The sequence below is a fragment of the Elizabethkingia occulta genome (genome assembly GCF_002023715.1).
Classification (GTDB): Bacteria; Bacteroidota; Bacteroidia; order Flavobacteriales; family Weeksellaceae; genus Elizabethkingia; species Elizabethkingia occulta.
On the sequence record NZ_MAHX01000016.1, the window covers coordinates 381,829 to 394,736 of the forward strand.

The 12,908-nt window shown below is 31.5% G+C and carries 11 protein-coding genes; 8 read left to right on the forward strand and 3 right to left on the reverse strand.

Going from position 1 to position 12,908, the window contains the following annotated elements; all coding sequences use genetic code 11:
- The first annotated feature begins 368 nt into the window (after window positions 1–368).
- The 8 genes from BAZ10_RS12450 to BAZ10_RS12485 all read left to right on the forward strand — a co-directional run bounded on the left by BAZ10_RS12450 (window position 369) and on the right by BAZ10_RS12485 (window position 8,470).
- Window positions 369–665 (forward strand): class I lanthipeptide, encoded by a 297-nt coding sequence (locus BAZ10_RS12450; RefSeq protein WP_078772317.1) that lies wholly within the window; start codon window positions 369–371, stop codon window positions 663–665.
- Window positions 666–685: 20 nt separating this feature from the next.
- Window positions 686–970: a class I lanthipeptide gene (locus tag BAZ10_RS12455; protein WP_078772318.1), complete on the forward strand. Its 285-nt coding sequence runs from the start codon at window positions 686–688 to the stop codon at window positions 968–970.
- A 22-nt stretch (window positions 971–992) separates the two neighbouring features.
- Window positions 993–1,250, forward strand: coding sequence for a class I lanthipeptide (locus BAZ10_RS12460; protein ID WP_078772319.1), 258 nt, complete (start codon window positions 993–995; stop codon window positions 1,248–1,250).
- Complete coding sequence (locus BAZ10_RS12465) at window positions 1,251–1,541, forward strand: class I lanthipeptide (protein ID WP_078772320.1); 291 nt, start codon at window positions 1,251–1,253, stop codon at window positions 1,539–1,541.
- 22 nt (window positions 1,542–1,563) lie between these two features.
- Entirely contained in the window at window positions 1,564–1,839 is a 276-nt protein-coding gene (locus tag BAZ10_RS12470; RefSeq protein WP_078772321.1) for a class I lanthipeptide, read from the forward strand.
- Between the two features lie 87 nt (window positions 1,840–1,926).
- Complete coding sequence (locus tag BAZ10_RS12475; protein ID WP_078772322.1) at window positions 1,927–3,132, forward strand: lanthionine synthetase LanC family protein; 1,206 nt, start codon at window positions 1,927–1,929, stop codon at window positions 3,130–3,132.
- A 21-nt stretch (window positions 3,133–3,153) separates the two neighbouring features.
- The gene (locus BAZ10_RS12480) at window positions 3,154–6,249 is read left to right on the forward strand and encodes a lantibiotic dehydratase (RefSeq protein ID WP_078772323.1); all 3,096 of its coding nucleotides are present in this window, start codon (window positions 3,154–3,156) and stop codon (window positions 6,247–6,249) included.
- A 19-nt stretch (window positions 6,250–6,268) separates the two neighbouring features.
- Entirely contained in the window at window positions 6,269–8,470 is a 2,202-nt protein-coding gene (locus tag BAZ10_RS12485; protein WP_078772324.1) for a peptidase domain-containing ABC transporter, read from the forward strand.
- A 31-nt stretch (window positions 8,471–8,501) separates the two neighbouring features.
- Here the strand turns inward: BAZ10_RS12485 and BAZ10_RS12490 are convergent, their stop codons facing one another.
- From BAZ10_RS12490 to nadC, 3 genes are all read right to left on the reverse strand, one after another.
- On the reverse strand, window positions 8,502–9,254 hold the full coding sequence (locus BAZ10_RS12490) for a nucleotidyltransferase domain-containing protein (RefSeq protein ID WP_078772325.1): 753 nt from the start codon (window positions 9,252–9,254) through the stop codon (window positions 8,502–8,504).
- Window positions 9,255–9,312: 58 nt separating this feature from the next.
- Entirely contained in the window at window positions 9,313–11,952 is a 2,640-nt protein-coding gene (locus BAZ10_RS12495; RefSeq protein ID WP_078772326.1) for a TonB-dependent receptor, read from the reverse strand.
- Window positions 11,953–12,040: 88 nt separating this feature from the next.
- Window positions 12,041–12,907 (reverse strand): carboxylating nicotinate-nucleotide diphosphorylase, encoded by an 867-nt coding sequence (gene nadC, locus BAZ10_RS12500; protein ID WP_059325615.1) that lies wholly within the window; start codon window positions 12,905–12,907, stop codon window positions 12,041–12,043.
- Between the last annotated feature and the right edge of the window lies 1 nt (window position 12,908).

Here is a 12,908-nt window from a genome sequence, read left to right on the forward strand (position 1 = left end):
CTTTAACACGATGTTAAAATTTTTGTGAAATTGATTTTAGGTCTTGAACTAAAACATACGATATAGTGAGTACATAATAATTAGTTAAATATCATTGTGTTAATTAAAATTAACATGCATTATTTATCTATAAAAAATGTATATTTGAAATGAAAACACCTTAAATCAAAAAAATAGTGAAAAAATGTAACTCTCAGATTTAGAATTTCTTCTTAATCTATTTCAAAAGAATCATAAAAGTTGTATAGGCAACAGCTTACTATATCAATAGTAAAACTTTCAGTGCATATAATTTGTTTTAATTTTAATATTGGAATGTTTTGATAAGTAGTTGTTTGAATGCTAATTGAAATCCAAATATTAAAAATATGAAAAAGAAAAAAATCACCAAATTAGAGATAAGAAAAGAAGATATTCTTAATCTCTCACAAGATGAATCTCAACAAATAATTGGTGGCGGTGGAAGTATTCTTACTGTAGACTTTAGCCAATGCCCGGGAAATGTATGTGATGAAACAGAACGTTGTAATACAAATGAATGTACAGAGGAAGATTGCACGTATGGTGATTGTACAATGAATCCAACAGATGATACAGGTTGTATTACAGATATTACAAGAGACTGCACCAACGGAGATATATGGGCATGTGGTACCAGAACTTAAATGAACTAAATAATTAAAATATGAAAAAGAAAAAGATTACCAAATTAGAGATTAATAAGGAGGATATTCTTAATTTATCTCAAGCTAATGCTTCAGCTATTGTAGGTGGAGCATGGTCAGAAGAATGCCAATCAGTAAAAGTAGGAGAAATATATGTGTGTGATACTGAAACAGGAAGTGATGGTGGTGGTACAAATTTGCCTTCTGAAGGTATTTTTTGTGTTGCAAGCCAAACTTGTTGGAATGAGTGCAATGGAGGTGATGATTATCAAACATTAGATGGATGGTTTGCTTGTAGAACTTGATTAAAAGCTAAATAATTAAAATATGAAAAAGAAAAAGATTACCAAATTAGAGATTAATAAGGAAGATATTCTAGATTTATCACAAGATGAATCTCAAAAAATTATAGGAGGGGCTGCTGTTCAGACTATAGATTTTGGAGATACATGCCCAGAAACATTTCCAGCAAACTGCCCGGATAGATCAGAAGATTGTACAGGAATGTGTACCGCATTTGAAGGTTGTCAAACGGATGATTGTATGCCAGGCTATACAGAGGGATGGGAATGTGAAAGAACTTAAATGAACCAGAATATGAAAAAGAAAAAGATTACCAAATTAGAGATTAAGAAAGAAGATATTCTTAATTTAACTCAAAATGATTCTCAGAAAATAATAGGAGGGGGTGACATTTTGTTAACAGTGGATTACGGAAATGATTGTCCTGCTTCACAGCCTGCAAATTGTGATACGGATTATAGTAAAGATTGCTCGGAACGATTAGGACAAGGGTGTCAAAGTTATACCGATGGTATACCAAGCTGTACACCAGGATGTGGTGTAACGGTCGTGTGGACATGTACTAGAACCTAATTAGGAATCAAATACTAAAAATATGAAAAAGAAAAAGATTACCAAATTAGAGATAAGAAAAGAAGATATTCTTAATTTGTCGCAAGATGAATCTCAGCAAATAATAGGGGGAGGAGGAAGTATTCTTACCGTAGATTTTAGCCAATGCCCAGGAAATGCATGTGATGAAACAGAACGTTGTAATACAAATGAATGTACGGAGGAAGATTGTACGTATGGTGACTGTACCGGATCAATGCTTGATTGTCTGCCGGATTTTACATCAGATTGTTTTACACAGGATTGTGATCGTACATAATATTTCTATTTGTATAACAAAATAAAACACGGATGACTTTACAAAGAGTTGTCCGTGTTTATATTTATATAAAATTCATGTTAATCTATGACAGAGAACCTAATAAAGGAGATAACCGATATAGAAAATAAATTAGATCAGTTATATCAGCAGCGCTATACATATGCTCCAGGATTATTAAGTGAATTAGGAGGTATTTGCCTTTTTTATTTTTATTATGGGAGGATTTTTAATGATGAAAAAAGTTCAGAAAAAGGGAGTGTACTGGTCGATCACATTTTGGATAGTATAAAAATTAATGTAAAGTATAATAACTATAGATATAGTACAGGCATTTCAGGCTTGGCTTGGTTATTAAAATTTCTTAATAAAGAAGAGTTTATCGATTTTGAAGCAGAAGATGCTTTATCAGATTTGGACGAGTATATTTATAATTATGCAGTAGAAGAAATAGATAGAGGCAATTATGACTTTTTGCATGGTGCTACCGGAGCTTTGTATTATTTTACTGAGGGAAGAAGTATAACTAATGACTATATAGAAAACATTGTTTCAAGATTAATGTCCATTACTGAAAGTACAATGTATAGTAAGCCTTACTGGCATTCTTATAATTTGACAGAACATAAAATGAATAATGAAATATTGAATTTTGGACTCTCTCATGGACAACCTGCTATTATATCTGTTTTATCTAAAGTTTATGAACTGAATTCTGATGAGAAACTGAAAGTTTTGCTAAATGATGCGACATATGCAATGTTGGATTTTAAATTTAAAACAAAAAGAAATTCACTTTTTCCTACAATGACTTCTGTAAATGAGGATATCGAAAAAAATACGAGTAAAGGATCACGTTTGGGGTGGTGCTATGGAGATTTAGGAATGGGAGTTTTTCTATGGAATATTGGAGAAAAGATTCAAAATGAAGATTTTAAAAAGGAGGCTTTAAACTGTATTAATTTTTCAGCTTCTAAAAGAAGCCTTAACGATAATTTTATTAGAGATGCTGGAGTTTGTCATGGGGCGGGGGGAGTAATGTATATTTTTAATAAATTTTCTCATTTAACAAATGAATTTGATTATTCTGAGACAATTGAATACTGGAAGAATATAACTATTGAAATGATTAACTCTGAAAAAGGAAAATTTATAACCGGACATTGTGCATGGAATAATGAGAGGGGGTACTACAACGATTTTGGATTTTTACAGGGACTTAGTGGTATCGGATTATCTTTCCTTTCTTTGATCGATACGGATATTAAATGGGGAAATGTGTTATTAATGTAGTGTTATATAATTAAACAGTATATGTACGAAAGCAATTTTTATGCAATACGGAAGCCTCTTCTTTCATTAGGGAAGCTTTTTGAGTTTTATGAATTTACCAAAACAAATGATGATAAAGAGATTCTTAACTATCTTATAAAACAGTTTTTAGAAAACTATCAGCTAAAAGAAGCCTTGTACTTGGCTTCCAATATTCTATATAGTGAAACTATAAAATTCTCTGAGACACCAGGTAATTTCTCAGATAAGGACAGGAAAAAATTATTGCATTCTCTTACTAAATATTATATAAGATCGGCGAGTCGTTGTACCCCTTTTGGCTTGTTTGCTAATTTTGGTCAGGGCATTTATGAAGAACCAGCTGAAGATAAAGAAACGCCAGGTAGATTACAATATTTTCCGCGTATTGATATGGAAGTACAATATCAGATTGGAGACTATATTTCTAAGCTTGAAGGTATTGATAAATTTCTGACCTATCAGATAAACAATAGTTTGTATAAAGCCGGAGGCGCATATAGGTATGTGGAGTACAGATTGAAAAAAACGATACGAACGCATCATCTGGTATCTTTGGAATATAATGAAGTATTAGCTTTTATTATTAAAGAGTCCCGAACGGCTATTAAATACGATTTATTGATTGAAAAATTATTTAATAAATATGAAGCTTCAAAAGAAGACTTAGAGCATTATGTAAATGGGCTGATCCTTAATAAACTTTTGATAAGTAATCTTGATATAAATGTTTCAGGTACTGATTATTACGATCTACTTATAAAATTCCTAACAAGTATTTCTAAAGAAGAAATGAGTGATAAGGTAAGTGAGGCTAGAGATATCTTATTGAAAATAAAAGACTTGTTACTTAAAGTAAGTGACCAACAGTCTAATATAGAATTTTATAAAGAAATACATACACATATTACAAGTATATTGCCTGGAATACCAGAAAAAAATCTAATACAATTAGATGTAATAAATCCAGAGGACGATAATACTATAAGTATTGATAAAAAAAATGAATTGGAGTCTTTGACTAATATTGTTTCTAAATTCGCAATATTACCTTCTCAAAACTCACAATTTGAAGTTTTTAAAAGAGCATTCAAAGAACGATATGATAATAAGAAAGTTAAATTAGCGGAGGCGCTGGATGGAGAACTAGGATTAGGATATAAAAGTGCTAGGAGTCTTAGAGATTTTTATGATAATGGAAAAAAGAATGATAAAAATAAATTAACAACTTTTGTTTTATATAAGTATCATGAATATTTAAAACTAAATAAAGATCAGATTAATATTGATGAAGCTGATGTAAAAAAACATTTTGATAGCATAGAATCTGCAAATATTCCTCATATTAATTTTTTTTTGAAAGTATACCCAACTAAAGATGAAGATCTTATTTATATTTCATCACTTTCAAGCTCATTAGGTAATAATCTTATGGGGCGCTTCTGTTCATCTCATAATGGAGCTTATGATAACTTAAGTAAATTAATATATGAATACGAAGAGCAGAATAAAGATTATATTTATGCTGAGATAGTTCATTTACCACAAGCAAGAGCCGGAAATGTTATTGCAAGACCTCATTTTGGGCAATATGAGATTCCATATCTATCTAATTCATTACTTTCAGAGAAACAAAAAATCTATATTGACGATCTTTATATTCAGATCATAAATAATGAATTATTCTTATTTTCTTCTAAACTGAAAAAACCGATAAAGCCACGTTTGTCCAACGCTCACAACTTTAGTGGGAATAGTTTACCTATATATAATTTCTTATGTGATGTGCAGTTTCAGAATTCTCATTTTATAAGAATGTGGGATTGGGGAATTATTGAGGAGGTTGAAGAGTTTTTTCCCAGGGTGGTTTTCAAAAATTATGTTTTAGAGCCGGCAAAGTGGATCATTAAAAATGAAAAATTTGCTGAGCTAAAAAAATGTAAAAAAGATTATGAATTCAAACAGAAATTACAAACTATAAAGAATGATCTTGGTATTTCGGACTTAGTTATTCAAAAAGAAGGTGATAATACTATTTGTTTGGATATATCAACATCTTTGGGAGTTGATATGCTGTGGAATCTTATTGATAAAAGAGATAGTTATATTGTTTTGTATGAAAGTTTATTCGAGAATATAGATTCTTTGGGGAGTACATTACATCATAAAGAAATTATATTACCTTTTATCAGAAAAAATAAAAAGGATATAAGCTCAAAAATTATTTCAAAAAATATTTTAAACACAAAAAGAGATTACAATAAAAGAATTTTTACTCCTGGTTCTAATTGGATTTACTTTAAAGTTTATACTGATTTTAAGTTTGTTAATAAAGTTCTTCTTAAATTAGGGAATTGTATTGAGCATAAATTTATAAAAAATGGAATTGTTGAGAAATGGTTCTTTATCAGATATTCGGATCCTAAACAACATTTAAGGTTCCGTATTTATATAAATGATATAAAATCTCTTTCATTGATTATGGAAGAATGTAATAGGGCATTGGAGCCCTTTATTAAAAGTGGTGGTGTTTCCAATATTATTCAGGATACATATGTTAGAGAATTAGAAAGATATGGTGATAAAAATATTATATCTTCTGAGACTTTATTTTATTATGATTCTGCATTAATTTATAGAATATATAAATATGGTAAAAATCTAGGGACTTCAGATTTGTTTTTTATTGGCTACTATCTCACAGAAAATTATCTTCATCTTTCAGAACTTAATGAGGAGGTCCTGCTGAGCTTTCTTGAAAAGCAATTTAACTATTATGCTAAAGAATTTGATTATCTTAAAGATAAGGCTTTAAGAAATGCATTGCATGATGAGCAACGGCGAATTAAAGACATCATTATTGAAGAAAAAATTAATGAAAATATTCTGAAACTGATTAAAAATTCTAATATGAAAGAAGTTATTGATCAGGTGCAAGGCAATGGTCAATATAATTATCTTAGTCTTCTGTCAAGTTATATTCATATGACCGTGAACCGGTTTTTTATAGAAAATCAACGATTTAATGAGTTTAAGATTTACTTTTTTTTATTAAAAAAATACCAGTCTGTTAAAGCAAGGAAATTGGCTAAAGTTTAAGTTTGTTATTTAAGTAATTGTGAGAAAATTTCCCTTTTATCGCCAACCCGATGCCAAGGATTGTGGGCCAACCTGTCTGCGTATAATTAGTAAGTATTATGGTAAGTTAGTAAGTCTGCAATATATCAGGACGCTTTCTGAAACGACCAGAATAGGAAGTAGTTTATTGAATCTAAGTAATGCTGCAGAAAGAATAGGATTTAAAACTAATGGTGTAAAGATAAATTTTGATATCCTTACAAAAGGGATACCCCTGCCATGTATTGTACATTGGGATAAAAAACATTTCGTAGTTGTATATGATATAAAGAAAAAATCTAAGGATTATATAGTTTACATTTCTGATCCGGCATATGGTCTTATTTCTTACAGGAAGGATGAATTTATAAAACACTGGATAGGTAACAATGCTGACGATACTTCAAAAGAAGGAGTTGCATTGGTCGTAGAAACAACACCTGCTTTTTATAATTCAGAATGGGAAGGTGAGGGAAAGAAGTTAAACTTAAAATTCTTAAGCCGCTATGCTATAAAATATAAATCGCTAATTATTCAATTGGCGATAGGTCTTCTTGCAGGAAGTTTACTTTCACTAATTCTCCCTTTTCTCACACAAAGTGTAGTGGATATAGGTATCCAGAATAAGGACATTAATTTTATTTATTTAGTTCTTATTGCCCAATTTATGTTATATCTGGGAAGGATGGGGATTGAAATAGTCAGAAGCTGGATACTATTGCATTTAAGTACACGAATTAATATTTCTTTGATCTCTGATTTTTTTATCAAATTAATGAAATTGCCCATTAGCTTTTTTGATACAAGAATGACAGGGGATATTTTACAAAGAATAGGCGATCATTCCAGAATAGAACAATTGCTGACAACCTCTACACTTAGTACACTATTTTCTATAGTTAATTTTTTGGTATACAGTATTATCCTTTTGTTCTATGATTATAGACTTTTCCTAGTATTTATTGTTGGAGCTTCACTATATACAATTTGGATTCTTTTTTTCCTTAAAAGACGAAAAGATTTGGACTATAAAAATTTTTCCCAAGTGTCTCAGACCCAAAGTAAAGTTATTGAGTTAATCAATGGTATGCAGGAAATAAAGATGCAGAATGCTGAGAAGAAGAAAAGATGGGGATGGGAGTCATTACAGGTTAAAATTTTCAGGATAAGAATAGAAAGCCTAGCATTGGATCAGTGGCAATCTATAGGAGGTGGATTTATTAATCAAATCAAAGATATGGTTATAAGTTTTCTTTCTGCAAAATTGGTTATTGATGGAAACATTACACTGGGAATGATGATGTCTATACAATACATAATAGGACAGTTAAATGGGCCTATAACACAGGTTATAGGATTTATTAAACAGTTGCAAGATGCTAGCATTTCTTTAGAAAGACTTAATGAAATTCACGAAAAAGAAGAGGAGGAAAATGAAAAAGAGCAATATGCACCAGAAATTTCAACTGGTGATATATATATAAATAATCTAAGTTTTAGATATACAGGATCTAATCAAAACATTTTTGAAAATCTAAATCTTGTAATCCCTTATCAAAAAACTACAGCAATTGTTGGGATTAGTGGTAGTGGTAAAACTACATTAGTCAAATTATTATTGAAGTTTTATGAACCGTTCGAAGGGGATATAAAACTAGGTAATCAAAATTTTAAAAATATATCTCCTAAAATGTGGCGTGACCATGTAGGGGTTGTTATGCAGGACGGATATGTTTTTAATGATACTATTGCTGATAATATAGCTGTAGGAGATGATGATATAGATAAGACCAGGTTAAAAAATGCTGTACATATAGCTAATATTAAAGAATTTATTGAAACTCTTCCACTAACTTATAATACTAAAATAGGTAATGAAGGTATTGGAATTAGTGGTGGGCAAAGACAACGATTATTTATTGCCCGAGCTGTATATAAGTCCCCGGAATACATTTTTTTCGATGAAGCTACGAGTGCACTGGATGCCAATAATGAAAGAACTATAATTGAAAATCTTGAACATTTTTTTAAAGGTCGTACAGCAGTCATTGTTGCACACCGATTGTCTACTGTTAAGCATGCTGATAAAATTATTGTTTTAGATAAAGGAAAAGTTGTAGAAGAAGGAACTCATACTGAATTGGTAAGTGTAAAAGGTGCTTATTATCAGCTTGTTAAAAATCAGCTAGACTTAGGGAATTAACTGTGTAATTTGTTCAGAATTTTGAAATAAACTAAAAGAAATTTTCTTCTCGTATTACTTCAAAATCTTTTCCTTCAATTTCAATCATTTTTGATTGTAAATAGTTGTAAATATTTTCTACCTTTTCATTATTATATTCAGCTTCCATACAGTTTGTCCAAAGCTCAATAAAAGTTCTATCTGGGTAATCTTGCCATAAGTTAACCTCTCTATATTGAGCATTATTTAAAATTAAATCAGTTTTTATATCAATGAAAGATTCATAGCCTAAAAACCATGAATAAATATGTAATGCTAGCTTCATGAAAGTCATATAATTATAGACGTAAAGCTTTGAAGATTCATTTTGTGCCAGATATTTATAATTAACGGATAATGAATATAATCTTAATATAATGACATCTCTGTTGTATTGAATATTCCTAAATGGAGCAGTCATAAATTTCTGAGCAATTATAATTAACTCATCAATTGTATTGTCTTTTTTATATAAAACCTTTCCAATACTAAAAAGCCTTGCCTCAAATTTCATGTTGCGTATAAAATCCTGCTGCATTCTCTTTTTTACAAATTCAATACTCTCTGCAAAGTATGAAATTTTGCCTTTTATACCCTTTAATGTGCCTTGCTGGGTATTATTGAATATAATTCTGATGTCAATATCAGAATTCTCATTTTGTAGCCCCAAAGCATGACTACCTGTTAATAATATCCCAAGAACATAATCTTTAGATTTCCAATAATCAACAAATTCCTTTAGAGAGTTCTCCATTCTTTTTTTCATAAATATAATAAATAAACCCCGCTAATAGCGGGGTTTATTTATTAATATTTTTTTAATATTAGAATTTAAATGCAATAGATGCTGACCATGTCGTTCCAGCTCCAAAATACACTTGGTTGGATGGGTCTATACCCCTGTAAAGCGTTTTTTGGTATGCATCAAATTGTTGTTGAGCAGATTGTCCACCTTGAATATCTTTGAAATCAGATAATTGCTTAGCGAAGGTAGATGTTCTTGCATCTGAAATATAATATTTGTTAAAAATATTATATACATTTACTCCAAATACAAAGCTTTGTTTTTCATTTAGTTTTAAATTATATGACGTACCTACATCAAATAAGCTAAAGCTAGGGTATTTCAATGCTCCTTTTTTCGCAGCTTCTGTTACTTCTCCATTTGGACCAACTAAATAATCCTGATTAAAGCTAACGCCTCCATAATATCTGTCAGCGTAAGTCCATGTTCCATATACAGAAAGTGCTTTTACAGGGCGAAGTGTTACTCCTAATGAAGCTGTTGTCTGTGCAGCATCAGATACTTTGACTTTATCAAGAGCAAAGGTTCTTCTGCTTTCTTGACCCGCTGCTAACTGTACAGGCTGATCATTAATATCAAAAATTTCTCCGGATGCATTTCCTTTATAATACCAATCTCCAATTGAGAACATACCGTTAATACTTATGTATTCATTGATCTTATATGTCCCTTCAAATTCAACTCCCATATGAATTTCTTGAATTCCATCCATGTTGGCATATGGTTGTTGTACCTTATTTCCATTTATGTCTGTAAGATTTGGAAGATTAGTAAATCTTTGGAATCTATCTTTCCATGATGTATAATAAAGATTTACATTCATGTTAAGTTTACTACTTCTATAACCATAACCTAACTCTCCACTAAAGATTTTTTCATTAGTTAAATTTGGGTTAATATTTTGGTTATTACTAGGATAAACACCATAATTATTTGGTTGTTTAGAGTAGTAGCCAATATTTGCAAAAATGTTGTGGTTTTCATCCACGTTATAGTTTACACCACCTTTTGCATTATATCCAAAGATATATTTAAAACCTGTTTTAGTGTTTTGTATTTGCTTATTCTTAACCGTTACACCATCTACAACCCAATTGTCAATTCTTTGGAATCCTTGTTCAGAAGCTGAAGCTTGAACAAAAGCCGAGAATTTCTCACTAGAATATTCTAATTGTCCAAAGAATCCACCCCAAAGAACCTCGCCATTATAGTTTCTGTAAACATATTGTGTATTGTCTTTAGTCGCTTTGGCAAATGGATTGGCAGAAGGGACAGGTTTAAAAGAATCTCTTACTATATAACCATTTGGATAATTTAGATCTCCTTTTTCGAGATAGCCAGAAGCGCCTAAGAAATCAGTTACATATCCTGGATGATACCCATAGTAATATCTACCGTCTAAACCTACAGAGAAATTCCAGTTATCATTAATTTTATGTTGGAAGTCAGTTCGGAATCCATACCAGTTGTGCGAGTTTACACTAGCTCTTTTAGTGATACCAATATTTGAAGTATTAAGACCTATTTCTCCATTTGTTGCTGTTTTATTTGCCCCAAAATCGGCAACACGACCACCTTGATTCCATCTTACAATATCATCCCATCTAAGAATTCCGTCAGCATCTCTTAAAGGTGATTTGTCAGAATAATTGGTATTATTACCATTTATATTTCCCAATGTAGCGGTACCACCACCTCTACCCCAAGAACCATATAATACTGTAGATAGTTTGGATTTTGAGTTCATGGTCCAATCCCAGTTCAACATAGCGACAGGCTTGGTATACCAGTTTGTATTAGTTGAAAATTCTTGACCATTTAGGTATCCCCAGTTTGGATTATATCTCCTGTTAGGATTTCCATCCTTTCCATATTTTTGCAAAGTAGCAATTGAAGAATAGAAATTCTGATTATGCCATTGTGGTGCACCTGTAAATGTAAACTGGAAATCGTGTTTCTGATTAGGTTTATAACCTAAAGCAAAATAATAGTTATAAGCTTCACCTTTTCCCCCGTCAATATAACCATTGGTATATGTTCTTCCCATTAAGAAAGAAGAGGACCAGCCTTTTGCAGATCTACCAGTGTTATATGAAAACATTGTTTTCATATAACCATTATTACCTAGCCCAACAGAAACGTTACCTCCTTCTTTCATATCTGAAGATTTAGTAAGGATATTAACGGTCCCTCCTACAGAAGCAATTGCTAGTTTTGAAGAACCAAGACCTCTTTGTATCTGCATAAAAGAAGTTACATCAGAAAGCCCTTGCCAGTTAGACCAGTAAACGGTACCACCTTCCATGTCATTAACAGGCATACCATTAACCATTACAGCTGTATTTTTGGTGTCAAAACCTCTAATATTTAAGCGTCCATCACCTAAACCTCCACCACCTCTTGTAGCGTATACAGATGGGGTTGTCTTAAGGATTTCTGGGAATTCCTGATTCCCTAATCGCTCCACAATTTGTGCAGCTTTTACAGTAGAAACAGCTACAGGAGTTTTTCTGTCTTTAGCGACATCAGTCACGCCTCTTAAAACAACTTCCTGAATGTTCTTCGAACTGTCTAAGGTGTCTTTTGTTTGCTGTGCATAATACACGCTGGCTGTAGATAATACAGCTGCAAGTATTGGCTTTCTAAAATTGATCTTCATATTATTGATTTACTTTACTTTTTATATAAGTAGATAGTTTCAGATTGCAAAAATGCACTTTTTTTTTTTAACGTAGTTTAACAAAATGTTAAATTTTCAATGCTTTGAGACTCAGGTCAATATTTTTAGCGGAATGGGTTAATGCACCTACTGAGATATAGTCTACGCCGGTTTTTGCAATATCCTTAAGTCTTTCTCTTGTAACGTTGCCAGAAGCCTCGGTTTCACAAATTTTGTTAATAAGAATTACTGCTTCTGCCATGGTTTCGTTGTCCATATTGTCCAGCATAATACGGTCTATTCCTGGAGTATTGATAGCTTCCTGAACCTCTTTTAAGTTTCTGGTTTCAACTTCAATTTTCAGATTGAGCTTATTTTTTTCTACATATTCTCTGGCCATTTTCACAGCATTGGAAATACTGCCATTATAATCAATGTGATTATCTTTCAGCATAATCATATCATATAATCCAAATCTATGGTTGGTTCCGCCGCCAATGGCTACTGCCCATTTTTCGCACAGACGGAAATTAGGTGTAGTTTTACGGGTATCCAGAAGTTTAGTTTTTGTTCCTACCAATCGGGAATCCCAATCATGGGTAAGAGTTGCAATACCACTCATTCGCTGCATACAGTTTAATACAAATCTTTCTGTAGATAATATAGACTGAGCAGAACCGGTTACAATAAATGCTACATCACCAACTTTGGCTTGTTCACCATCTTTGATCTTAACATCAACAGTAAGATCTTTATCATAATATTTAAAAATGTATTCTGCCAGTTCTACACCTGCAAGAATACAGTCTTCTTTTACCAATAATTTTGCAGACTGTTGCAATGTGGCAGGAATAGTTGCCAATGTAGAATGATCTCCTTTCTGAAGATCTTCTGCCAGAGCATTTTTAATAAAAGTATTTAGTGCTTTTTCTGTAATATAACTTGGACGGTTCATT

What these genes read in the sequence shown, in the direction of transcription:
- BAZ10_RS12495 (WP_078772326.1), bottom strand. Translation starts at nt 11,952, where the DNA reads ATGAAGATCAATTTTAGAAAGCCAATACTTGCAGCTGTATTATCTACA.
- BAZ10_RS12480 (WP_078772323.1), top strand. Translation starts at nt 3,154, where the DNA reads ATGTACGAAAGCAATTTTTATGCAATACGGAAGCCTCTTCTTTCATTA.
- BAZ10_RS12490 (WP_078772325.1), bottom strand. Translation starts at nt 9,254, where the DNA reads ATGAAAAAAAGAATGGAGAACTCTCTAAAGGAATTTGTTGATTATTGG.
- BAZ10_RS12465 (WP_078772320.1), top strand. Translation starts at nt 1,251, where the DNA reads ATGAACCAGAATATGAAAAAGAAAAAGATTACCAAATTAGAGATTAAG.
- BAZ10_RS12470 (WP_078772321.1), top strand. Translation starts at nt 1,564, where the DNA reads ATGAAAAAGAAAAAGATTACCAAATTAGAGATAAGAAAAGAAGATATT.
- BAZ10_RS12460 (WP_078772319.1), top strand. Translation starts at nt 993, where the DNA reads ATGAAAAAGAAAAAGATTACCAAATTAGAGATTAATAAGGAAGATATT.
- BAZ10_RS12450 (WP_078772317.1), top strand. Translation starts at nt 369, where the DNA reads ATGAAAAAGAAAAAAATCACCAAATTAGAGATAAGAAAAGAAGATATT.
- nadC (WP_059325615.1), bottom strand. Translation starts at nt 12,907, where the DNA reads ATGAACCGTCCAAGTTATATTACAGAAAAAGCACTAAATACTTTTATT.
- BAZ10_RS12455 (WP_078772318.1), top strand. Translation starts at nt 686, where the DNA reads ATGAAAAAGAAAAAGATTACCAAATTAGAGATTAATAAGGAGGATATT.
- BAZ10_RS12475 (WP_078772322.1), top strand. Translation starts at nt 1,927, where the DNA reads ATGACAGAGAACCTAATAAAGGAGATAACCGATATAGAAAATAAATTA.